This is a genomic window from Halopseudomonas pertucinogena (assembly GCF_014646575.1).
GTDB classification, from domain to species: Bacteria; Pseudomonadota; Gammaproteobacteria; order Pseudomonadales; family Pseudomonadaceae; genus Halopseudomonas; species Halopseudomonas pertucinogena.
The window spans coordinates 260,519-283,212 of sequence record NZ_BMNN01000002.1 but is presented as its reverse complement, the minus strand read 5'-3'; the positions used below and the strand labels follow the sequence as shown (position 1 = coordinate 283,212).

The 22,694-nt window shown below is 64.2% G+C and carries 21 protein-coding genes and 1 tRNA gene; 13 read left to right on the top strand and 9 right to left on the bottom strand.

Features of this window, described 5'->3' with window-relative positions:
• Nucleotides 1-9 precede the first annotated feature (9 nt).
• Both IEW63_RS06455 and IEW63_RS06450 read right to left on the bottom strand, forming a co-directional pair.
• Complete coding sequence (locus IEW63_RS06455; RefSeq protein WP_373288213.1) at nucleotides 10-870, bottom strand: alpha/beta hydrolase family protein; 861 nt, start codon at nucleotides 868-870, stop codon at nucleotides 10-12.
• Nucleotides 871-1,100: 230 nt separating this feature from the next.
• Nucleotides 1,101-2,039: a LysR family transcriptional regulator gene (locus IEW63_RS06450; protein ID WP_188635787.1), complete on the bottom strand. Its 939-nt coding sequence runs from the start codon at nucleotides 2,037-2,039 to the stop codon at nucleotides 1,101-1,103.
• Nucleotides 2,040-2,200: 161 nt separating this feature from the next.
• Here IEW63_RS06450 and rlmM point away from each other — a divergent pair, with 161 nt between their 5' ends.
• Both rlmM and tusA read left to right on the top strand, forming a co-directional pair.
• Nucleotides 2,201-3,277 carry a 23S rRNA (cytidine(2498)-2'-O)-methyltransferase RlmM gene (rlmM, locus tag IEW63_RS06445; RefSeq protein WP_188635786.1) on the top strand — a complete coding sequence of 359 codons (1,077 nt, stop codon included), beginning with the start codon at nucleotides 2,201-2,203 and terminating at the stop codon, nucleotides 3,275-3,277.
• Between the two features lie 169 nt (nucleotides 3,278-3,446).
• Entirely contained in the window at nucleotides 3,447-3,692 is a 246-nt protein-coding gene (tusA, locus tag IEW63_RS06440) for a sulfurtransferase TusA (RefSeq protein ID WP_188635785.1), read from the top strand.
• 48 nt (nucleotides 3,693-3,740) lie between these two features.
• Here the strand turns inward: tusA and IEW63_RS06435 are convergent, their stop codons facing one another.
• Complete coding sequence (locus IEW63_RS06435) at nucleotides 3,741-5,150, bottom strand: MATE family efflux transporter (protein ID WP_188635784.1); 1,410 nt, start codon at nucleotides 5,148-5,150, stop codon at nucleotides 3,741-3,743.
• A 64-nt stretch (nucleotides 5,151-5,214) separates the two neighbouring features.
• Here IEW63_RS06435 and IEW63_RS06430 point away from each other — a divergent pair, with 64 nt between their 5' ends.
• Nucleotides 5,215-5,754 (top strand): elongation factor P hydroxylase, encoded by a 540-nt coding sequence (locus IEW63_RS06430; protein WP_188635783.1) that lies wholly within the window; start codon nucleotides 5,215-5,217, stop codon nucleotides 5,752-5,754.
• Between the two features lie 65 nt (nucleotides 5,755-5,819).
• Nucleotides 5,820-6,977, top strand: coding sequence for a 4-phosphoerythronate dehydrogenase PdxB (gene pdxB / locus IEW63_RS06425; RefSeq protein WP_188635782.1), 1,158 nt, complete (start codon nucleotides 5,820-5,822; stop codon nucleotides 6,975-6,977).
• On the opposite strand, the gene IEW63_RS06420 is transcribed toward pdxB, so the two are convergent.
• The 3 genes from IEW63_RS06420 to IEW63_RS06410 form a co-directional block, all read right to left on the bottom strand.
• Entirely contained in the window at nucleotides 6,960-7,148 is a 189-nt protein-coding gene (locus IEW63_RS06420) for a PA1571 family protein (RefSeq protein WP_188635781.1), read from the bottom strand. The genes pdxB and IEW63_RS06420 overlap by 18 nt on opposite strands.
• 185 nt (nucleotides 7,149-7,333) lie before the next feature.
• Nucleotides 7,334-8,227, bottom strand: a complete 894-nt coding sequence (htpX, locus tag IEW63_RS06415; protein WP_188635780.1) for a protease HtpX — start codon at nucleotides 8,225-8,227, stop codon at nucleotides 7,334-7,336.
• A gap of 367 nt (nucleotides 8,228-8,594) precedes the next feature.
• Nucleotides 8,595-9,806 (bottom strand): pyridoxal phosphate-dependent aminotransferase, encoded by a 1,212-nt coding sequence (locus IEW63_RS06410; protein WP_188635779.1) that lies wholly within the window; start codon nucleotides 9,804-9,806, stop codon nucleotides 8,595-8,597.
• A 120-nt stretch (nucleotides 9,807-9,926) separates the two neighbouring features.
• On the opposite strand from IEW63_RS06410, the gene msrB reads away from it, so the two are divergent.
• The 3 genes from msrB (at nucleotide 9,927) to IEW63_RS06395 (ending at nucleotide 11,305) form a co-directional block, all read left to right on the top strand.
• Entirely contained in the window at nucleotides 9,927-10,319 is a 393-nt protein-coding gene (gene msrB / locus IEW63_RS06405) for a peptide-methionine (R)-S-oxide reductase MsrB (protein ID WP_188635778.1), read from the top strand.
• Nucleotides 10,319-11,218: an ATP-binding protein gene (locus tag IEW63_RS06400; protein WP_444542578.1), complete on the top strand. Its 900-nt coding sequence runs from the start codon at nucleotides 10,319-10,321 to the stop codon at nucleotides 11,216-11,218. Before msrB ends, IEW63_RS06400 begins: the two co-directional genes overlap by 1 nt.
• A gap of 13 nt (nucleotides 11,219-11,231) precedes the next feature.
• A tRNA-Gly gene (locus IEW63_RS06395) sits at nucleotides 11,232-11,305 on the top strand.
• Here IEW63_RS06395 and IEW63_RS06390 read toward each other — a convergent pair.
• The 3 genes from IEW63_RS06390 to IEW63_RS06380 form a co-directional block, all read right to left on the bottom strand.
• Nucleotides 11,294-12,550 carry a cytochrome P450 gene (locus IEW63_RS06390; RefSeq protein WP_188635776.1) on the bottom strand — a complete coding sequence of 419 codons (1,257 nt, stop codon included), beginning with the start codon at nucleotides 12,548-12,550 and terminating at the stop codon, nucleotides 11,294-11,296. The genes IEW63_RS06395 and IEW63_RS06390 overlap by 12 nt on opposite strands.
• Before the next feature lie 94 nt (nucleotides 12,551-12,644).
• Nucleotides 12,645-14,954 carry an EAL domain-containing protein gene (locus IEW63_RS06385; RefSeq protein ID WP_188635775.1) on the bottom strand — a complete coding sequence of 770 codons (2,310 nt, stop codon included), beginning with the start codon at nucleotides 14,952-14,954 and terminating at the stop codon, nucleotides 12,645-12,647.
• Nucleotides 14,955-14,962: 8 nt separating this feature from the next.
• A complete protein-coding gene (locus IEW63_RS06380) occupies nucleotides 14,963-16,105 on the bottom strand; it encodes a tetratricopeptide repeat protein (protein ID WP_188635774.1) in 1,143 nt (380 codons plus the stop codon).
• A 167-nt stretch (nucleotides 16,106-16,272) separates the two neighbouring features.
• On the opposite strand from IEW63_RS06380, the gene flhA reads away from it, so the two are divergent.
• The 6 genes from flhA to IEW63_RS06350 all read left to right on the top strand — a co-directional run bounded on the left by flhA (nucleotide 16,273) and on the right by IEW63_RS06350 (nucleotide 22,693).
• Nucleotides 16,273-18,399, top strand: coding sequence for a flagellar biosynthesis protein FlhA (gene flhA / locus IEW63_RS06375; protein ID WP_188635773.1), 2,127 nt, complete (start codon nucleotides 16,273-16,275; stop codon nucleotides 18,397-18,399).
• Between the two features lie 20 nt (nucleotides 18,400-18,419).
• On the top strand, nucleotides 18,420-19,772 hold the full coding sequence (gene flhF, locus IEW63_RS06370) for a flagellar biosynthesis GTPase FlhF (protein ID WP_188635772.1): 1,353 nt from the start codon (nucleotides 18,420-18,422) through the stop codon (nucleotides 19,770-19,772).
• A gap of 75 nt (nucleotides 19,773-19,847) precedes the next feature.
• Complete coding sequence (locus tag IEW63_RS06365; protein WP_188635771.1) at nucleotides 19,848-20,669, top strand: MinD/ParA family protein; 822 nt, start codon at nucleotides 19,848-19,850, stop codon at nucleotides 20,667-20,669.
• Nucleotides 20,669-21,406, top strand: a complete 738-nt coding sequence (locus IEW63_RS06360; RefSeq protein ID WP_188635770.1) for an RNA polymerase sigma factor FliA — start codon at nucleotides 20,669-20,671, stop codon at nucleotides 21,404-21,406. The genes IEW63_RS06365 and IEW63_RS06360 overlap by 1 nt, the downstream gene beginning before the upstream one ends.
• A gap of 97 nt (nucleotides 21,407-21,503) precedes the next feature.
• Complete coding sequence (locus IEW63_RS06355; protein ID WP_188635769.1) at nucleotides 21,504-21,881, top strand: chemotaxis response regulator CheY; 378 nt, start codon at nucleotides 21,504-21,506, stop codon at nucleotides 21,879-21,881.
• Between the two features lie 14 nt (nucleotides 21,882-21,895).
• On the top strand, nucleotides 21,896-22,693 hold the full coding sequence (locus IEW63_RS06350; protein WP_188636063.1) for a protein phosphatase CheZ: 798 nt from the start codon (nucleotides 21,896-21,898) through the stop codon (nucleotides 22,691-22,693).
• The last annotated feature ends 1 nt before the right edge of the window (nucleotide 22,694 follow it).

The window sequence follows — 22,694 nt, the reverse complement described above, 5'->3', positions numbered from 1 at the left end:
GGTTCAGACTCAGTTGATACCCTTGCGGTTGACGTCCCAGTTACGGTCGCTGCACAGGCCGCAGTTGCTGCCGTAGAACAGCCCTTCGGCGTTGGAGTCCTCCATCAGGTGATAACGCAGCCACGCGGTCGAAGGCCCACGGTAGCCGCCGGCATTGCCCACGGGCTCGAAGTGGCCTGCACCGCGCAGTTCACCCCAGAATACCGGCACGTTGGCGCGGTTGAAGACGGGGCGGGCGTTCAGGCTCGGCGAGGCGATGGTGTCGCTGCCGCCGGTCATCAGGAACATCGGACCGCTCTGGTTGCTCTGGGAGGAGCTGCGGTGGCCCAGGCCCAGAGTGTAGGGCTGGAAGGGTGCAGTCACGGTGACACGGCTGTCCTGACCGGCCATGATGCTGCCGCCGCCCCCCTGCGAGTGGCCGGCAGTGGCGACACGGTTGACGTCCAGCTTGCCGGCGAAGGTGCCGGTGCTGCGGCCGTTCTCGGTTACCAGATAGTTGAGGCAGGAGATCATCTCCTCGCCACTGCCGGCGTTGGAGGTGCGCGCGGCCGCTACCACGAAACCATGGCTGGCCCAGTGCTCCAGCAACCGCCCGTAGGTGCTTGGCGAGCCGCCGGTGCCGTTACCCCAGAGAATGATGGGGTGGCGCAGACCGTTCTCACCGAGGGTGCGCGGACGATACACGGCGCAGGTGGTATTGACGTTGCTGTTGGTGGTGGCGAAGGGGCCACTGGCAGCGAAGTCGGACACGGCCGGGAAACCGGTGCCGGGCTGTTCACCGCCGGGGGTGCCCGGGTTGGTAGCCATGGCGCCGGCAGACAGCATCATGCCCAGAGCGATACCAGTGAGTTTCAATGCAGGTGCTTTCATTGGGAGTTCTCTTCTTGTTGGTCTTGTAGGGATATCGCCGGGCAACGGGAACCCGCTACCACGCCCGGATCGAGACAGATCCTGTATCCAAATGTGTAGAGAGACACTCCCCTATTAGGGTGGATTTTGAGACAGGGAGAAGGAATTCACAGTTTGCACGAAGCCGTATCACATGCTGTCCAAGTGCTATTTCGAGACGATTCGAGGCGTCTGCGACGCCGGTCTCCGCTTCAGCTGGTGACTCCTGCGCCTGGGTTTCGCGCACTCACCCCTTCGAGTGTGGCGAAGGAAATGTCCTTGGCCGTGAGCAGAAAGTCCTGCATGTAGGGCATCTCCAGCATGTCCTCGCGCACCGCAGCGTAGAGCGTGCCGAACAGTCCTTCACGGCCCAGACGCCGGGCGCTGACGTAGCCGCGCTGCACATACTCGCTCATGCCCCAGTTGGGCAGGCAGCACACGCCCCGTCCCGAGGCCACCAGTTGCATCATCATGATCGTCAGTTCCGCGTTGCGCACCGCAGCCGGTTCGACGCCGGCCGGGTCCAGAAAGCGGGTAAAGATGTCCAGACGATCACGCTCCACCGGATAGCAGATAAGTGTCTGGTCAGCGAGATCCTGCGGCTCGATGAAGGGGCGGGCGGCCAGCGGGTGCTGGTTGCCGATGGCCAGCACTGCCTCGTAGGTGAACAGGGGCACATAGCTCAGGCCGGCAATATCCTGCGGGTCCGAGGTGATCACCAGGTCCAGTTCCGCGCGGGCCAGGGCTGGCAGCGGCGCGAAGAAGTGTCCCGAGGCAAAGTCGACCTCCACCTCCGGCCAGACGTTGCGGAATTGATCGATGGTCGGCATCAGCCACTGGAAACAGCTGTGGCATTCGATGGCCATGTGCAGTCGCCCTGCCTGACCGCCGGCCAGACGCTGCAGGTCCCGCTCGGCCTGGCGCACCTGGGGCAGCAGGTTGTCCGCGAGTCGGAGCAGCCGGAGCCCGGCGCTGGTGAACTGTACCGGGCGCGTCTTGCGGACGAACAGCGGCGTGCCGAGACGCTGTTCGAGATCCTTCATCTGATGGGAAAGCGCCGATTGCGTCAGATGCAGCCGCTCGGAGGCTTCCACCAGGCTGTCTGCCTCGCGCAGGGTGACCAGTGTGCGTAGATGCCGCAGTTCGAGCATGGCGAAGCTCCATGGATGATGAGCGAGATCGAAGTTTATCACGCTTTGGTTGAGTATGTTTCAGTGAGACGGTCTGTGAGGTCGGCCGCTGGTGTCGCCCGGGCTGCGGTTGTAGAGTAGCGCCCTTGAAACGCGCCTCTGTCCAGATCGGGAACCACCCCATGAACGAATTGCTTCTACATTGTCGGCCGGGCTTTGAAAGCGAAGCTGCCGCGGAAATCCAGACGCTGGCTGCGCAGGGCGGGATCAGCGGATATGTGGTCACCCGGGAGGGCGCCGCCGTGGTGCGCTTCGTCTGTCCGGAGCCGGGCGACGCCGAGCGGCTGATGCGCGGGCTGGACTTCCGTCAGCTGATCTTTGCCCGCCAGTGGGCGCTGGGCAGCTGGCTGGATGTGTCCGCTGAAGACCGGGTGTCGCCCATCATCAGCGCCTGTGCTGCCGGCCCGATCGCTTCGGTACTGTGGCTGGAAACCGCCGACACCAATGACGGCAAGGCGCTTGCCGCACTGACAAAGAAGCTCGAGCGCCCGCTGCACAGCGCCCTGACCAAGACCCGCTTCGTGCGGCCGAAGAACAGCGAGGCACCGAGGCTGCACGTATTCTTCGAAAGCGGTCAGCGGATCTTTGTCGGCTGGTCCTGGATGGATAACGCCGCGGCCTGGCCGATGGGCATCCCACGATTGAAGTTCCCCCGGGAAGCGCCCAGCCGGTCCACGCTGAAGCTGGAAGAAGCCTGGCACCATTTCATTCCGCGGGACGAATGGGACAGCCGCCTGGCCCCGGGCATGACTGCGGTGGATCTGGGGGCAGCGCCCGGCGGCTGGACCTGGCAACTGGTCAACCGGCACATGAAGGTCATCGCGGTGGATAACGGGCCGATGGCCCGCAGCCTGATGGACAGCGGCCAGGTCGAGCACGTGCAGGCGGACGGTTACCTGTTCAAGCCCTCACGCCCGGTGCAATGGATGGTCTGCGACATCGTGGACAAGCCCGCACGCAGCAGCTCGCTGCTGGCCCGCTGGATCACCCGCGGCTGGTGCAGGGAGGCGATCATCAACTTCAAACTGCCGATGAAACAGCGGTATCGGGAAGTGATGCAGTGCCTGGAGCATGTCGAGGACGCGCTGGACGCGGCAGGCATCAGGGCGACCATTGCCTGCAAGCAGCTGTATACCGACCGGGAGGAAGTGACCTGCCACGTGCGGGTGCTGCACGCCGGAAGCTACAAGGTGCAATAAAAGCCAGAGACGTGCGAGGGTGCAGCCAGCCCCATTGCCGGGATGGAACCCGGCCCCCCGGGGCGGGCGCTCCTCCCCGGAGCGTGGAGCTCCGCCTCGACGCCGGGAATGGAACCCGGCCGGCTGTTGGGGGATAATGGCGGCTTCTCTTCTGCAGGATCACCACACCATGACAGATGCCTTACCTTCACCCGATGCCCAGCTGGATGCCCGGGGGCTGTTCTGCCCGGAGCCGGTGATGCTGCTGCATAACGCGGTGCGTGATCTGGGGGAGGGCGAGTGTCTGCAGGTGCTGGCAACCGACCCGTCCACCCAGCGCGATATCCCGCGCTTCTGCAGTTTTCTCGGCCATGCGCTGCTTGCGCAGCAAGAGGCCGGAGGCGAGTTCCGCTACCTGATCCGCAAGGGCGGCTGAGGTCCTTTCCGCGCGCCGCATGAAGCACAAGGCGGCACCCTCAATGACTCACGGCGGCGCCAGATGGCTGCTGTCCTGCGGAAACCGCCGCTTGCGCCTGCCGCCGACAATGGCCAGGCGGACCGACAGGAACAGCGCTGCCGCGCTCAGGCCGATGATCAGCCCCTTCCAGAAGCCGGCGGGCCCCTGGGCCGGGCCGAGCACATCGGTAAGCCCCAGCACATAACCGCTGGGCAGACCGATCAGCCAGTAGGCGATCATGGTCAGCAGCATCGGCATACGGGTGTCCTGATAGCCGCGCAGCGCACCGGCGCAGGCCACCTGCAGTGAATCGGAGAACTGGTAGAGGGCGGCATAGGCCAACAGGCTGCTTGCCAGTGCCAGTACTGCAGTATTGGTGGTGTAGATATGCGGCAGCCAGTCGGCCAGCACGAACAGGAAGGTAGCCGACACCGTGGCCCCGGCCAGCGCGGCGGCGATTCCCACCTTGGCGGCGAACAGCCCCGCCCGCGCGCCCTGCATACCCAGGTTGTGACCGACCCGCACGGTGATGGCCAGGCCGAGACTGAACGGCACCATGAACACCAGCGAAGTGAGGTTCAGGGCGATCTGGTGACTTGCCACCACCACTGCGCCGAGGCTGCCGATCAGCAATGCGATAAGCGCGAACATGCTGGTTTCGGAAAACAGCGAAATACCAATCGGCAACCCGAGCCCGAGCAACCCGCGCTGCACGGACCATCTCGGCCACTCGAAACGCTCGAACAGTCTGCAGGCCGCATAGATCTTCGAGCGTTTCAGATAGATCACCATGCAGGCCAGCATGAACCACATCACCAGCGTCGTCGCCCAGCCACAGCCGACACCCCCCATCTCCGGGAAACCCAGCTTGCCGTACACCAGCACGTAGTTGGCCGGCACGTTGAGGATCAACCCGAGCAGTCCGATCACCATGCCCGGCTTGGTCCGTGAGAGGCCATCGGTCATGCCGCGCAGGGCCTGGTACATACCGATCGCCGGGAAGCCCAGCGCCACCGCCTGGATGTAATCAACCGTCTTGGGCATCAGCTCCGGTGCGATATTCGCCCAATGCAACGCCGGCTCCACCAACCAGAGTACCATCCCGGCGAGGCCGCCGAGCCCCAGCCCCAGCCACAGCCCCTGTCTTACCAGCGGGCCAATCTGCTCCGGCCGGCCGGCACCATTGCTGGCTGCGACCTTGGAGGTGACGATCATCAGCACGCCGGAGAGAAACAGGAAGGTCGGCAGCCAGAAGGAATTGCCCAGCGCCACCGCTGCCAGGTCGACGGCGCTTACCCGTCCGGCCATTGCGGTATCGACGAAGCCCAGCAGGGTCTGCGACAGCTGCGCCGCCAGGATAGGCAGGGCCAGCCAGATCAGCGCGCGCAATTCTGTTACACTGCGCCGCCAGCGGGTGGGGGTTTCACTGGTAGTCATCGGGATTACTTCTGAAGAAAAGCCGCTCATCCTACCAATTCGCCCATGTTTGTTCACCTGTCCCATGATCCATGATTGCCAGGACCTGATCCGCCTGTTCGACCGATGCTTTGCCGTTTCCTGCAATACCCGTCTGGTGGGCGGCGGGAGCGAGCCCGTTTACCTGCCTGCCGACGAGCAGGAGCCAGTGCACCGCATCATCTTCACCCTGGATTACTTCCGCAGTGCGCTGCATGAGGTCGCCCACTGGTGCGTGGCGGGCGAGGAGCGGCGCAGGCAGGTGGATTACGGCTACTGGTACGCTGCCGACGGTCGCAGTGCCGAGCAGCAGGCCGCCTTCGAGCGGGTGGAGGTCAAGCCGCAGGCGCTGGAATGGCTGTTCTGCGAGGCCGCGGGCCACCGCTTCCGGGTCAGTCTGGACAATCTGAGCGGCGAGCCCACCGACCCCATGCCGTTCAAGCGCAGGGTGGTGGACCAGGTCCGGGTCTATCTGCGCGATGGCATTCCCGAACGGGCCGGCCGGTTCCTCGATGCGCTGCTGAATCACTACCGCCCCGGAGAGCAGCTGGACGCCGAACGCTTCAGCCTGGACCGGCTGGGATAACCCGGAAGCTGGACAGCAGCCGGATCGGCTCCGACAATCACTCCATTACCCGACTCGGAGCTGCCATGCATATCGTTGCTGATGAAAACATCCCCCTGCTTGACGAATTTCTCGGTGAGTTCGGCCGTCTGACCCGTCTGCCGGGGCGTCTTATCGACCATACCTCGATAGCCGATGCGGATGTGCTGCTGGTCCGCTCCGTCACCCGGGTGAGCGCAGAGATGCTCGCCGGCACCCCGGTGCGCTTTGTCGGTACCTGCACCATAGGCACGGATCATCTGGATCTGGCCGGTCTGGACGCCGCCGGCATCGAGGTCGCCAGCGCGCCTGGCTGCAATGCCCGGGGCGTGGTGGAGTATGTGCTCAGCTGCCTGCTGACCTTCGCCGAGCGTTCAGCCAGCCGCTGGCAGGACCGGGTGGTGGGCATCGTCGGGGTAGGGGAGGTCGGCAGTCGGCTGGCAACCGTGCTTCAGGCACTGGGGGTGAAGACCCTGCTGTGTGACCCGCCCCGCGCCGAGCGCGGCGAACCCGGCTTTGCTGATATCGAAGAACTGATACGTCACTGTGACGTGATCAGCTGCCATGTGCCCCTGACCATGGATGGCCCCCATCAGACCCGTCACCTGTTCGATGGGTCGCGGCTCGCCAGGCTGCGCCCCGGCACCTGGCTGATCAACAGCAGTCGTGGCCCGGTGGTAGACAACACGGCCCTGCTGGACGTGCTGCAACGGCGAAGCGACCTGCTGGTAGCGCTGGATGTCTGGGAGCACGAGCCGCTGGTGACCCCTGAGCTGGCCGCCCTGTGTGCGCTGGCCACCCCGCATATCGCCGGCTACAGCCTCGACGGCAAGCTGCGTGGCACCGCGCAGATCTATCAGGCGCTGTGCCGCTTCCTCGACGTACCCGCCACGATGACGCTGGAGCAGCTGGCGCCCCGCAGCGGGGCCGGTGAATGGCTGGTGGAGCCGGGAACACCCGAGGATTGGGCGCTGACCCGCGCACTGCGGCTGGTCTACGACGTTCGGGATGATGACGCACGGCTGCGCGCCATGCTGGCGGCGGCCTCATCGGAACAGGCGAGTCGGGAAGGGTTCGACCGGTTGCGCAAGGATTATCCCCTGCGGCGCGAGTGCAATCTGTTGCGTGTGATCACCGCCGCGTCCGAGCCGCAGGTGGCCCGGAGAGTGCTGGCGGCGGGGTTCGATTCAGGAGGCGTTGAGTGAGCGAGGTGCCACCCACTGCTGGTCGAGCTCGTGGCAGGCTTGCTGGATCATGCGTTCCGTGATGGCGATCTCCCGGCCCTGTTCATCGACCAGGTATCCCCGCGCCTGCAGAGAGGGACGCGGCAGGTTCTCGGACAGTAGGCGCTGCTTCTGCTGTACCCGTTGAGTCATGACGTTCTCCAGATCAGGTTCCAATCGGTAAGCGCCGGCAACTCTGCGATGCCTGGCACGTATCAAAGCATAGACAACCGTTATGACTGCGGGATGACAGAAAATATCCCAAGCGGCAAACGTACCTTTCGAGCTGGAAGAAAAAACCCCCGCAGAGCGGGGGTTCGGAACAGGCGGCTGTTGATTCAGCGGTAGTTGCCGGCACGCAGTGCAGCGATCCGCTGTTCCAGTGGCGGGTGCGTCATCAGCAGGCCGGCCAGACCATTTTTCAGGTTGCCGTTGATGCCGAAGGCGGTCATCTCGCCGGGCATTTCCACCGGAATGCCCTGTTCGGCGCGCAGGCGTTCCAGCGCGGCGATCATGTTGCCACTGCCGGTCAGCTGGGCCGCGGCGGCGTCGGCGCGGAATTCCCGCTGACGGGAGAACCACATGACGATGATGCTCGCCAGGATACCCAGCACCAGCTCGGCGAAGATGGTGGCGATGAAGTAGCCGATACCCGGGCCACCTTCCTCGTTTCTGAATACCACGCGGTCGACGATATTGCCGATGATGCGGGCAAAGAACATCACGAAGGTGTTGACCACCCCCTGGATCAGCGTCAGCGTGACCATGTCGCCATTGGCCACGTGACCGATCTCGTGGGCCATCACCGCACGGATCTCGTTGGGGCTGAAGCGCTGCAGCATGCCTTCGGAAACCGCAACCAGCGAGGCGTTCCTGTTCCAGCCGGTGGCGAAGGCGTTGGACGCCCGCGACGGGAATATGCCCACCTCCGGCATGCCGATACCGGCATCACGGGCCAGCTCGGCGACGGTGTCCACCAGCCACTGTTCCTGACGGGTCTGGGGCTGGGTGATCACCCGGGTACCGGTGCCGCGCTTGGCCATCCACTTGGACATGAACAGCGAAACGAACGAGCCGGCGAAACCGATCACCGCACAGAAGATCAGCAGCGCCTGAAGATTCATGCCGCCCTGACCATCATGGATATTACCCACTCCAAGCACGCTGAGCGTGATACTGGCGACCAGAACGATAGCCAGGTTGGTCGCCAGGAAAAGCAGAATGCGCATCATGTAGATGAAACTCCTAAGATTTGGAAAGCTACGCGTATATTTGGGGTTGGCCCGCCGCGATTCAATCGGCACTCTGTATCAAAGCGTGTCGGCGCGTGGTGCTCCGGGCCCAGGCTTCTGACACAGCCCGATCGCATCGGTCAGGCGTCGTGCTCCGTGTGTGGACCCGGGCGGCCTGCGGCCGCCAATCGCCCCGGGGGCGGGGCTCCTACATTGAAGCCTCGCGGCGGGTGGCCATGCGGTCCAACCATCTCCCCGAGGGCGGGCTTCCTGCAGGGGTGGGTTACGCCACTTCCTCAGCTGTAGGAGCGCCGACCTCGGCGCGATTGGCGCGCGCAGCGCGCCCGGCCCGCACCCCCGGATCAGCCTACTGCCGATACCCCTTGAGGAAATTCGCAATCCGCCCGATGGCCATCTCCAGCTCGTCCTTGCGCGGCAGCGAGACGATGCGGAAGTGGTCCGGCCAGGGCCAGTTGAAGGCGGTGCCCTGCACGATCAGGATCTTTTCCTGCAGCAGCAGATCCAGCGCCATCTTCTCATCGTTATGGATCGGGTAGACCTTCGGGTCCAGCTTCGGGAACAGGTAGAGCGCGCCCTTGGGCTTGGTGCAGCTCACCCCCGGAATCTCGTTGAGCAGCTCCCAGGCGATGTCGCGCTGCTCCAGCAGCCGGCCGCCGGGCAGGATCAGGTCATTGATGCTCTGGTAGCCCCCCAGCGCGGTCTGGATCGCATGTTGGGCCGGCACGTTGGCACACAGGCGCATGGAGGACAGAATCTCCAGCCCTTCGATGTAACTGGCCGCGCGCTGCTTGGGGCCGCTGATGACCATCCAGCCGGAACGGAAGCCCGCCACCCGGTAGGACTTCGACAGACCGTTGAAGGTCAGGCACAGCAGATCCGGCGCCACCGCCGCAAAGGAGTCATGCTCGGCACCGTCATAGAGAATCTTGTCGTAGATCTCGTCGGCCAGTACCAGCAGGTTGTGCTCGCGGGCGACCTCGGCCAGCTGCTCCAGCACTTCACGCGGGTACACCGAGCCGGTAGGGTTGTTCGGGTTGATCAGCACCAGCGCCCGGGTGTTGGGAGTGATCTTGCTGCGGATATCGGCCAGATCCGGGTACCAGTCCGACTGCTCATCGCACAGATAGTGGACCGGCTTGCCACCGGACAGGCTCACCGCGGCGGTCCACAGCGGATAGTCCGGTGCCGGGATCAGTACCTCGTCACCGTTGTTGAGCAGGGCCTGCATGGCCATGACAATAAGCTCGGACACGCCGTTGCCCAGGTAGATGTCCTCGATACCGACACCCTGGAAGTGCTTGGTCTGGCAGTAGTGCATGACCGCCTTGCGCGCCGAGAACAGCCCCTTGGAGTCACTGTAGCCCTGTGCGGTGGGCAGGTTGAGAATCACGTCCTGGAGGATTTCCTCAGGCGCTTCAAAGCCGAAGGGTGCCGGGTTGCCAATGTTCAGCTTGAGGATCCGGTGACCTTCTTCTTCGAGGCGCTTGGCATGGCGCAGGACCGGCCCGCGAATGTCATAACAGACATTGGCCAATTTGTTGGACTTGCTAACCTGCATGATACTTACCTGTAAATCATCGGTGAGGAGAAATGGGCTGGGACTGCCGAAGCAAAGCGAGCATCATACGACTGCGGTTGCGGCGAAGAAAGCCCGCACGACAACTTCCCGGAGGAAATTGTGGACAAAGTGAGCAAAACCGAGGATGCCTGGCGCGCACAGCTGACCGAGGCACAATATCAGGTCTGCCGGCTTGGTGGCACCGAACGGCCCTTTACCGGCGCCTATTATCAGAAGGGCGAGCCGGGGGTCTACCACTGCGTATGCTGCGACGCCCCGCTGTTCGACACCGACACCCAGTTCGATGCCGGCTGCGGCTGGCCGAGCTATTACGCGCCGGTGGAGCAGAGCGCGGTCACCACCGAAGAGGACTTCAGTCACGGGATGCACCGCATCGAGGTGCTCTGCGCCCGTTGCGACGCCCACCTGGGGCACGTCTTCCCTGACGGCCCGCCACCCACCGGCCTGCGCTACTGCATCAACTCGGTGTGCCTGCGGCTGGAGCCCAGATGATGGCGGAGATGTCCACCAGTGACTTCATGCAGCGGGTGGTGCGTTTTCTCGACCGTTACGAGCAGAACCTGCCGCCGGTACCGCCGGCTATCGACTGGCACAGGGTATACGCGGCCCGCTGGGTCGGGCAGGGCGGGGGCGGCTGGCTGAAGCCGCTGGAGATTGATGGTGAACACAGCCTGGACGACCTGGTCGGGGTGGACCGGCAGAAGCAGCTGCTCGAGGCCAACACCCGGCAGTTTGTCGAAGGTCTGCCGGCCAACAACGCGCTGCTGTGGGGCGCCCGGGGCACCGGCAAATCATCGTTGGTCCGCGCCCTGCTGAACGCCTGGAAGGACAGCGGCCTGCGACTGATCGAGATCGATCGGGATGAACTGGTCCACCTGCCGGCACTGGTTGCCCTGATCAGTGACCAGCCCTGGCGCTTCCTGCTGTTCTGTGACGATCTGGCCTTCGAAGCGGGCGACAGCGCCTACAAGACCCTGAAAACCGTGCTCGACGGCTCGGTGGAAGCCACCCCGGACAATCTGCTGCTGTATGCCACTTCAAACCGTCGTCACCTGCTGCCCGAGCAGCGCAGCGACAACCTCGGCGCGAGCATGGTCGATGGCGAGCTGCATCCCGGTGAGGCCATAGAGGAGAAGATCGCCCTGTCCGATCGCTTCGGACTGTGGGTATCCTTCTACCCGTTCAGCCAGGATCATTACCTGGAGGTGGTGCGTCACTGGTTGACCAGCATGGCTGACCAGTACGGGTTGCAATGGCAGTGGAGCGAGGAGCTGCAGCGCGAGGCCATCCGCTGGGCCACCGCCAGAGGCAACCGCAACGGGCGCTGCGCCTGGCAGTTTGCCCGCTCATGGGTGGGAAAGGCATTGCTGGAAGCGGCGCGGGAAGGGTAAGATGCACGCCGTTGCGGGTGTAGCTCAATGGTAGAGCAGAAGCTTCCCAAGCTTAAGACGAGGGTTCGATTCCCTTCACCCGCTCCATCTCTCCGCGCTCCCGAGCTGCTCGACAATGAACCGACTCCTGATCCCCGCCGGCATCCGCGACAGCGGAATGCGCAGATCCTGTGGCGGTACCCGGTAATCCATCCCCAGCAACATCCGCAGTGCCGATTTGAGCAGCTCGATGGTGAGCCATTCGCCGGCGCAGCGGTGGCCGCTGGAGAACCGGCCGCCACCCTGGGGTATGAAGGTGAAGGGGCTGACGTTCCAGGTGGCGAACTGTTCGGGATGAAACTGATCGGGATGTGACCAGAGCCGGGGGTCGTGGTTGGTGCCATGCAGATCGAGCAGCAGCCAGTCTCCGCGGCTGAAGCGATACTCTCGCCAGCTGAAATCCTCCCGGGCGATGCCGCCGACCACCGGGAAGAAGGGGTAGTAGCGGCGAACCTCCTGAACAAACACCGCAGCCAGTTCCTGGTCGCCTGCCCGCATGCGTGCGGTCAGGTCGGGGCGCTGGTGCAGGGCGTGGGCGAGGTAGGCGATGTAACGCCCCACGGCCACCACCGGTCGCAGCAGATTGAGCAGCTCCACCGCGGCCGTGCGAATATCCGGTATGTGGCCACGCGGGCCGGTGTGGCGGGCAATCACCTCCAGCGGTGTATGCGGCCAGTGGTCGGCCTGTTGCCGTGCCTTGCGGATCAGTTCGCGGGCCCAGTGCTCGGTGCGCTGGCGCAGCAGGTTGGCGTTCCAGTTGCGCGGGCCGACGCTGCCGGCGCCTTCGATCATGGCCCGCAGCTCCAGGGTCAGCAGATGCGTCCGCCGCTCGTCCAGCTCGATCCCGGCCCAGCGGCAGACGCTGGCGCACAGCACTTCCTCCACCTCATCCTGCAGCCGGACGCGACCGCGCTGGCTCCATTGTGCGAGCCGCCTGGACCATTCCGCTTCCAACAGCTCGACCATCTCGGCCAAGCGTGACGGCCCCATCAGGGCCATGAACATTTCCTTGCGTCTGGCGTGCTCTTCGTCATCCAGGGTCAGTACGCTGCCATGGTCCTGGAGCAGGGACAAGGTGGTCGGCGGCATCGCGCCGACACGGGTGAAGCGGCCGGGCTCGTAGAACATCTGCGCAGCATCCGCCCCGGTGACGCAGTACACCGGGCGCAGCATGATGCGGGTGCGGAAGACGTCGCTGTCCAGCTGCCGACAGCGCGAGGAGATGAATTCGTAGCCGTTCTGCAGGAAGGCCAGCGTGCTGTCGAAGGTCTCGGTATGGGGAATCGTCTGCATGCCAGGACTCCGTTTTTTTATGGATGGCAGCAGGCGGGACGCTGCCGGGCGGGGCTCATGATTTTGGAGGCCAGCGTCGACGGCAAAGTTCGGTTTATATCGGCTGGGGCCTGGGCATGCCGATATAGGCGCCCTGGGCAAAGTCGATCTCCAGGGCCTGGACCTGGCGCAGAATCGCCTCGCTGTGGACGAACTCCGCCACGGTCTGCAGGCCCAGCTCTCCGGCGAAGCGAACAATGCCCTCGGTCAGCACCCGGGCGGTGGGGTCCCGGTCCAGCCGCTTGATCAGCGAGCCGTCGATCTTGATCAGGTCGACATCCAGCCGCATCAGATGCTCGAAGTTGGAGTACCCGGTTCCGAAATCATCGATGGCGATGCGGCAGCCCAGCGCCTTGGCCCGATCGATGAACGCGCGCACCTGCCGGTAGTTCTCGATGCCCTCGGACTCGAGGATCTCGAAGGTGACCCGTTCGGCCAGCTGGCGGTTGCGCAGCCGCGAGAGAATGTAATCGCTCAGCTCTTCGTCCAGCAGGTCATCGCAGGACAGGTTCAGCGAGAACTGCTGCCGGCCCTCGGCGAAACGGGCAAGGCACTGGTCCACCATGCTCCGGGTAATCATCCGGTACAGTCGGATCTTGCGCGCCACCGGCAGGAAGGTCGCCGGACTGACCGGTTCGCCTTCCTCATCCAGCATCCGTACCAGACATTCGTGCTTCTCCACCTGGCCGGTGCGCAGGTTCAGGATAGGCTGGAACCAGGGCACGATCCGCTCCTCATCCAGTGCCTGGCGCAGACGGTTGGCCCAGATCAGATTCTGCTCGTAGGTCTTGCGCAGCCCGTGGGACGGGTCATGGATTAGGTAGTTGAGCTTCTGCAGGCGGGCCGTCTTGACGGCGATATTGGCCGAAGCCACCAGCTGGTCGCTGCTCAGCCGCGCATTGCCATGCTGGCGGGTGGCGGCGAGCCCCAGGGTTGCCTGCAGGGGAATGGGCTGATCCTGCCATTCCACTGCCAGCGAGCCGATGCAGCCGTGCAGGCTTTCCAACCACTGGGTGAACTGGTTGGGATGTGCGGGCAGCGGCAACAGCACGGCCATCTCGTCGGCGTGCATGTGATAGAGCGTGGCCCGCTCGCCCTGGGCGGAGCGCGCCAGATGAGCAGACAGCGCGGCGGCCACCTCGCGGATCACATGGTCGCCACAGGCGCTGCCGTAGAAGTCATTGATCTCGCGAAAGGCGTCGATGTTCAGCAGGATCAGGGTGGCCGGGCGATCCCGGCGCAGATCCAGCAGCAGTTTCTCCCTGTTCGGCAGGCCGGTCATGGCGTCGGTGTAGAGGCTGTTGAGCTGGCGCAGGATATTGGCTACCAGATACAGAAACAATCCTGACAGCAGGAGCATGATGCCGACCGCGCCCAGAACGATGCGCATGTTGCTGGCGCGCATGGGCGCCAGCACGGCGTCGATCTCCGCCTGGGGGATACCGATGCCGAAGACCAGGCCTGCGTCGGTGGGGGCGTGGAACAGGGCATATTCGGCATCATCGACCAGGATCCGGCGGTTCTGCATGGGCGAGGCCGGGTAGTGCTGCAGCAGCTCCGGTGGCGGCATGCCGGGCTCCCCGCTGCGCTGCAGCTGCAGGCCGATGATCCTTTCCATCAGGCGCTGTGCCCGGTCTTCATCGTTGGCTTCGGCCAGGCTCGACAGGTTGCGGTTCTCGCGATCGAGCAGGAAGGCGAAAGTGCCTGGCGTGACGCGTACGCCACTGACCAGCCGGATGATCTCATCGGCGCGCCAGTCGATGACGGCCAGCCCGGCATGGCGGTTCCGGGCATCGCGCAGGGGAGTGCTGATGCTGATCACCACCTCCTCGATCTGCGGCTTGTAATAGGCGGCGCTCCAGTGGAACGGGCGACCGGGACCCGGCTGCCGGCGCAGCGCCTCGCTGGTACTGCGGTACCAGGGCTGGTTGGCAAAATCGCTGCTCTGACTGCTGACCTGCAACCCTGCCTGCTCGTGGTGGGCGACAATCGCGAAGGGGGTAGGGCGGTAGCTGCCCGGATGAAACAGGATGCTGCCCCCGTGCACGTCCGGCAGGTCTCTGACGATGGCGGCGATGTTGTTTTCCAGCTCCGCCAGTCCGGTCGGACTGAGCTGGCGGTGCTGGCGCAGCAGGAACTCGCCGGTGCGCGCCAGCGCCGCGGTGTTGCGCTCCATCATGAAGTGATGGGCGTTGATCCGCGCGAGGTTGGCGTGGAAGGTGTCAGCAATCTGGCGCTGGCGCTGCTCGCTCATCGCCTGCTGGGCGAAGTTCAGGTTCAACCCCGATATCAGCCACATGCCGGCGATGAACAGCGCCACCAGCAACAGCAGGACCAGCATGATGGAGCTCTTGCGTCCGCGCATGGGATTCCTCAGTAGCGCCCCTGGGTGCCATCGTTGATCCGCTGGCGGGCAATCTCCAGCTGGCGGGCGCTGAGTTGGCCGGCGAGCTGTTCCACCCCGGCCGCCGCCCGGCGCTCCCCGTTGAGCAGCGCATGGCTCAGCCAGACGTAGGCCTCAAGCGGATCGGCAGGCCCGCCGGTACCTTCGAGATAGCTCATGCCGAGCTGGTACTGGGCGCTGGCCGAGCCTCGGCTGGCTGCTCGGCGAAGCCACTGGCGTGCGGCGGCCTGCTGCGGCCCGGATACGCCGAAATACATCTTTGCCAGCTGCAGCTGGGCGCGGGTTTCATCCTGCCCCGCTGAGCGCTCGAGCCAGCGCAGCGCCATCTCCGCGTCGGCTTCGGTACCCACGCCCTCCAGCCAGGCCATCCCGGTCTGATACTGGGCCTCGGCCAGACCCTGCCGGGCCGCAGCCTCAAGCAGCTCGAGCGCGCGGGCCGGGTCGGCTTCCACCCCCTGGCCCTGCTGGTAGAGTTCGGCCAGCAGCAATTGTCCCGGTGCGTGGCCGCGGTCAGCGGATTGACGGGCCCAGCGCAGTGAATCTGCAGGGGAGTGGTTGCGCAGCATGGTCGCAAGGTGGTGCTGGGCCTTGGGATCGCCGGTGGCGGCTGCGGATTCACAGGCGGGGATGCCCTGCTGATAGTTGCGGATGGCGTACAGCAGATAGCAATCGCCGGTGCCGGGCGCCACGGGCGACCGCTCGGGCTGAGCTTGCGCCGCAATGGGAGTGCGCGTCGATTCGGTTTCCGGCTCAGCGGGACGGCTCGCTACCCGGCGGGCGAAGGCTTCCACCTGCTCCGGGCAGGAACGGGCGTAACCGCGGCGCAACATATTCAGGGTTTCGATGCTGGCTGGCTGTCTGGCGTAGCGGGTGCCGATCGCCCGGCAGCGACTGTCCCGCTCCCGGGCGATGCGCTGGTAATCGCGGTCCCGGGAGTGGCTGGCATGCCGCTGAAGGAAGTCGGTAAGCGGATCGATGCGGGCCTGATCCAGCAGGCGTTCCGCTTCGTCGTGGAGCGGGCCGGCAGCGTCATTGGCGCCGGAAAGGCCGCCTTGCAGCCCAGCGCAACCAGCCAGACAGGTCGTCAGAAGCAGTACGGGGATGGCGCGCATGTGAATCTCACAGGAATGAGAACTACTCGGGTCGGTCACTCCGGCGATGTTACGGCAATCCTGCCGTGCGCGCGGATTCATCCGCCAGATTTGTGGAACAGTTCTTGCTTTGACACTCCGTAGTGGAACTTATACGTCAATTAATTGTTTCAGGGACCTCTCGTAACATGGCCGCCAATCCGAATCAGATATTGACCAACATGCGCAGCGGCCTCGCCGGATTGCGCCATGGCAGTCTTGGTGTGCCGATCCTGCTGCTGGCCATGCTCGGCATGATGATGCTGCCGATTCCGCCTTTTCTGCTGGATGTCTTCTTCACCTTCAATATTGCCCTGTCGCTGGTAGTACTGCTGGTCTGCGCCTATGCGTTGCGTCCCCTGGACTTTGCCGCCTTCCCCACCGTGCTGCTGGTTGCCACTCTGCTGCGACTGGCGCTGAACGTGGCGTCCACCCGGGTGGTGCTGCTCTACGGTCACGAGGGGCCGGAAGCCGCCGGCAAGGTGATCCAGGCCTTCGGCGAGGTGGTGGTCGGCGGCAGCTTCGTTGTCGGTCTGGTGGTGTTCATCATCCTGATGGTCATCAACTTTGTGGTGGTGACCAAGGGTGCGGGGCGGATTTCCGAGGTCAGTGCCCGCTTCACCCTGGATGCCATGCCCGGCAAGCAGATGGCTATCGACGCGGACCTCAACGCCGGGCTGATCGATCAGGACGAGGCCAAGCGCCGGCGTCTGGAAGTTGCCCAGGAGGCGGACTTCTACGGCTCCATGGATGGTGCCAGCAAGTTCGTGCGCGGCGACGCTGTCGCCGGTCTGCTGATTCTGTTCATCAACGTCATCGGTGGTCTGGCCATCGGCATGGGGCAGCACGGTCTCAGCTTCACCGAAGCCGGGCACATCTATGTGTTGCTGACCATCGGTGACGGTCTGGTGGCGCAGATTCCCTCGCTGCTGCTGTCAACCGCCGCGGCGATCATGGTGACCCGGGTGTCCACCTCCGAGGACATGGGCTCGCAGGTCAAGCGCCAGATGTTCGCCTCGCCCAAGGCGCTGGGTATTGCTGCCGCTATCCTGGTCATCATGGGGCTCATTCCCGGCATGCCGCACCTGTCCTTCATCAGTCTGGGCGCGCTGGCCGCCGGGGGTGCCTGGTTCATTGCCCAGCGCCAGAAGATCAAGGCCGCCGAGGAGAAGGCCGCCGAAGAGCAGAAGGCGCAGCTGCCGGCGCTGCAGCGCCCGGAAAACCGCGAGCTGGGCTGGGATGACGTGACCCCGGTGGACATGGTCGGGCTGGAGGTCGGCTATCGGCTGATCCCGCTGGTGGACCGCAGCCAGGGCGGTCAGTTGCTGGCGCGGATCAAGGGTATCCGCAAGAAGCTGTCCCAGGATCTGGGCTTTCTCATGCCTTCGGTGCATATCCGCGACAATCTGGACCTGGCGCCCAACGTCTACCGCATCACCCTGATGGGCGTGGGGGTAGCCGAGGCCGAGGTGTATGCCGATCGGGAACTGGCGATCAACCCCGGCCAGGTGTTCGGCGAGATCAAGGGCATCCCCGGGAAGGACCCGGCCTTCGGCCTGGATGCGGTCTGGATCGACCCGGGCCAGAAGGACCAGGCCCAGTCGCTGGGCTATACCGTGGTGGATGTCAGCACCGTGGTGGCCACCCACCTGAATCAGATCCTGTTCAAGCATTCCCATGAGCTGCTGGGACACGAGGAGGTTCAGCAGCTGCTCAAGGTGCTGGCCAAGGCCTCGCCGAAGCTGGCCGAGGAGCTGGTGCCAGGCATCATTTCCCTGTCCGGCCTGCTCAAGGTGCTGCAGGGGCTGTTGCAGGAGCAGGTGCCGGTGCGCGACATCCGGACCATTGCCGAGGCCATCGCCAACCAGTCGGGCAAGAGTCAAGATACCGGCGCGCTGATTTCGGCGGTGCGCATCGCGCTGTCCCGTTCCATCGTCCAGAGCCTCGTGGGGCTTGAGGCGGAGCTGCCTGTGATCACCCTTGACCCGAAACTGGAACAGATATTGCTTCAGAGCATGCAGAAGGCCGGACAGGGCAACGATGACGGCATTCTTCTGGAACCGGGCATGGCGGAGAAACTGCAACGTTCGCTGGCGGACATGGTTCAGCGTCAGGAAATGCAGGGCAAGCCGGCCATCCTGCTGGTGGCAGGGCCGATTCGCAACATGATGGCGAAGTTCGTGCGCTACGCCGCCCCCGGCGCCAATGTCTTGTCGTACCAGGAAATTCCGGACAGCAAGCAGGTCACCATCGTTGCCACTGTCGGACAGAATTGATTAACAGGTGAGGTCAGGCCATGAGAGTGAAGCGTTTTTTTGCAGCGGATATGCGCTCTGCCATGAAACTGGTGCGCGATGAAATGGGCCCGGAAGCCTCCATCATCGCCAACCGCCGGGTGGCCGGTGGTATCGAGCTGACCGCTGCGCTGGACTATGAAGCGCCGCGCCTGACGCCGCCGACCCCCGGCCTGGATACCGAGCTGAAGAAGACCCAGGAGCGCATTCTCAGCGCCCGCGCCAGCCTGCAGGCCGGCGAGCGTCCCAGCGAGGGCCCCAGCGTCAACCGCCAGCTGTTCGGTGACAGCATGCGTCAGGCCGCCGAACAGGGCTCGCCGGTGGCGCGCGATCTGCTGGACCGCCTCAACAGCGAAGCAGCAGCTCCGGCGGCGCCGGCCGCTGTTGCGCCGGACTCCCGGAATGCTGCGCCGGCAGGTATGGACAATCTGGATGACATGCGTTCCGAAATCGCCGGTCTGCGGGATCTGCTGGAATCCCAGCTGGGCGGGCTCGCCTGGGGCCAGGTCAGCCGTACCCAGCCGCGCCAGGCCAGTCTCTGGCGCCGGCTGGTGCAGCTGGGCCTGCCGCCGGAGCTGTGCAAGGATCTGCTCGCCCGGGTGGAAGAGGTGACCGAGCCCCGCCAGGCCTGGCGCATGCTGCTGGCCCACCTGGCCCAGGGTATCCCGGTGATGCGCGAGGAGCTGATCGACGAGGGTGGAGTGATTGCCCTGGTCGGCCCGACCGGCGCCGGCAAGACCACCACCCTCGGCAAGCTGGCGGCCCGTTACGTGCTCAAGCACGGCAGCCAGCATGTGGCGCTGGTGACCATGGACACCTTCCGTATCGGTGCCCACGAGCAGCTGCGTACCCTTGGTCGCATCCTCAATGTGCCGGTGCGCGTGGTCGACGAGCAGAACAGCCTGCAGGATGTGCTGGACGAGTTCGCTGGCAAGCGTCTGGTACTGGTCGATACCGCCGGCCTGCAGGCTCGTGACCCGCAGCTGCGTGGTCAGCTGGCGGAGCTGGCGGCCCAGGGTGCGCGGCTGCGTACCCTGCTGGTGCTGGCCGCCACCAGCCAGTACCGGGTACTCAAGGCCGCCTGGCACAATTACCGCAGCTGCGACCTGGCCGGCTGCATCCTGACCAAGGTCGACGAAGCCGGCAGTCTCGGTGAGGCAATCGGGCTGGCCATGGAGCAGCGTCTGCCGGTAGCCTATATAGCAGATGGCCAGCGCATTCCCGACGACATTTCCCGCGGTGTCGGCCACCAGCTGGTCAGTCGTGCCGTAGGTCTGGTGGGCAACGAGATGGCCGAGGACCAGACCATGGCGGACGTATTTGCCGGTATACTCCACTCTCAGCGCGCAGGTTAGGGGCACACTGGAAAACCGGCGAGTGCTGGTGTCTTCCAGCGACTCCGTGATGATCAGATCAAGGGCAAAAGATAGATGGGCAATCAATCGGTTCAGGTAATCGCAGTCACCGGCGGCAAGGGCGGCGTGGGCAAGACCAATGTCTCGGTCAACCTTGCCCTGGCGCTGGCCGAGCTTGGCCGCCGGGTCGTGCTGATGGATGCCGACCTCGGATTGGCCAACGTGGATGTCCAGCTGGGCCTGCGGCCCAATGCCACCATTGCCGACGTGCTCGCCGGCAACTGTTCACTGCGTGATGTGCTGGTCACCGGGCCGGGTGGCATCCGCATCGTGCCGGCCGCTTCCGGGGCCGCGGAAATGGTCAATCTCGGGGCGCGCGAGCATGCCGGTCTGATTCAGGCGTTCAGTGACATCGGCGACGAGCTGGATGTGCTGCTGATCGACACCGCAGCGGGGATCGGCGACTCGGTTGTCAGCTTCGTCCGGGCTGCTCAGGAGGTGGTGGTAGTGGTATGTGACGAGCCCACCTCGATCACCGATGCCTACGCCCTCATCAAGCTGCTCAGCCGCGACCATGGCGTAACCCGTTTCCGGGTGCTGGCCAACATGGTTCACAGCCCCCAGGAGGGGCACAACGTCTTCAACAAGCTGCTGCAGGTGTCCGACCGCTTCCTTGACGTCGCCCTGCAGTATGTAGGGGCCTTGCCCTACGACGAGTCGGTACGCAAGGCGGCCCAGAAGCAGCGTGCCAACTTCGATCTCTACCCGCGCAGCAAGATGTCGCTGGCCATGCGCACCATCGCCCGCAAGGTCGACGCCTGGCCATTGCCGACCACCCCCAGGGGTCACCTCGAATTCTTCATCGAACGGCTGGTACAACGGACCGGGAACGACTGATGAGCAGTGTTTCAAGCGGCGCCAACACCTACGCCCGGGCAGCGGGAGCTGCCAGCGCGCAGGATCGGCTGGTGGAGGAATACGCTCCGCTGGTCAAACGCATCGCCTATCACATGCTGGCGCGCCTGCCGTCCAGCGTGCAGGTCGATGACCTGATCCAGGCCGGCATGATCGGCCTGCTGGAAGCCTCGCGCAAATTCGATCACGGCAAGGGGGCGAGTTTCGAGACCTATGCCGGCATCCGTATCCGCGGAGCCATGCTGGACGATGTGCGCAAGGGCGACTGGGCCCCCCGCTCGGTCCATCGCAATACCCGTCTTGTCTCCGGTGCCATCCGCACGGTTGAAGCCCGTCTTGGCCGTGATGCTAAAGATCACGAGGTTGCTGCCGAACTGGAGATGAGCCTCGAGGACTATTACGCGATTCTCAACGATACCGCCGGCAGCAAGCTGTTCAGCTTCGATGATCTGCTCGAAGGGGGCGCGCCGGGAGAGCTGGGTACCGACGAGGAGCCCTTCGAGGGGTTGCAGGATGTACGTTTTCGCCAAGCGCTTGCCGAAGCGATAGAGCGGCTGCCGGAACGCGAGCAGCTGGTGCTCTCGCTGTATTACGACGAAGAAATGAATCTCAAGGAGATTGGCGCCGTTCTCGGCGTCAGCGAGTCCAGGGTCAGTCAGCTGCACAGCCAGTGCGCCGCACGTCTGCGAGCACGCATGGCGGACTGGCTCGACAACTGATTTTTTGCAATCCCTTTGCTGGTCATGCGGCAGTTTCGTGGAGTGCACCATGGATGCACTCCTTCAGGTCTGTACGGAGGTCTAATTGGACAAGAACATGAAAATTCTCATCGTCGACGATTTCTCGACGATGAGGCGCATCATCAAGAATCTGCTGCGCGACCTTGGCTTCACCAATACCGCCGAGGCGGATGACGGCACCAGCGCACTGCCGATGCTGCAGAGCGGCAACTTCGACTTCCTGGTGACCGACTGGAACATGCCGGGCATGAGCGGGATCGAGCTGCTGCGCGCGGTGCGTGCGGACGAGCGCCTGAAGCACCTGCCGGTACTGATGGTCACCGCGGAAGCCAAGCGCGACCAGATCATCGAGGCAGCCCAGGCGGGGGTCAACGGTTATGTGGTCAAACCGTTCACCGCCCAGGCGCTCAAGGAGAAGATCGAGAAGGTCTTCGAAAGGATCGACGCCAGGTGAAACCGGGGGCAGACATGGTACTGAGTGGTAATCCCGGTCAGACGACCGCCGAGGAATTCGAGCATTCACTCAAGAGCAACGCCCGCAAGCTGGTGGATTACCTGGAAGAGGGTGATTACCGGGAAGCGGTGATGGTGATCCACGAGATCAACCAGGCCCGGGACCGCGGCCTCTATTACGAGGTCGGTAAGCTCGCCCGCGCACTGCACAACTCGATCATCAGTTTTCAGCTGGATACAGCGCGCTCGTTCGGCTCCGACAGTGCCGAGCATTCCAAGATCGCCGACGCTTCCGACCGCCTGGACTACGTGGTGCGGCTGACCGACAAGGCCGCCAACCGGACCATGGACCTGGTCGAGAACAGTGCCCCGGTGGTCGCCGAAATGGGCAGGGAGGCCGCTGCCCTGCGGGCCGAATGGCAACGGCTGCAACGCCGCGAGCTGAGCGCAGAGGAGTTCCGCGAACTGTCGCGCAACATTCAGGCCTTCCTCCAGCGCAGCGAGCAGCAGAGCGAGGAGGTCTCGCGCAACCTCAATGACATCCTCATGGCCCAGGACTATCAGGACCTGACCGGGCAGGTGATCAAGCGGGTCATCACGCTGGTCCACGACGTGGAAGAGAGCCTGCTGAATCTGGTGCGCATGGCCGGTCAGGTCGACCGCATTGCCGGCATCGAACACGAGCTGCCGGCGCCGACGGATAAAAAAACCGCATCAAAGGGTGAAGGTCCGCAGATTCATGCCGATAAGAGGGATGACGTTGTGTCGGGGCAGGATGAGGTCGACGACCTGCTGTCCAGTCTGGGGTTCTGAG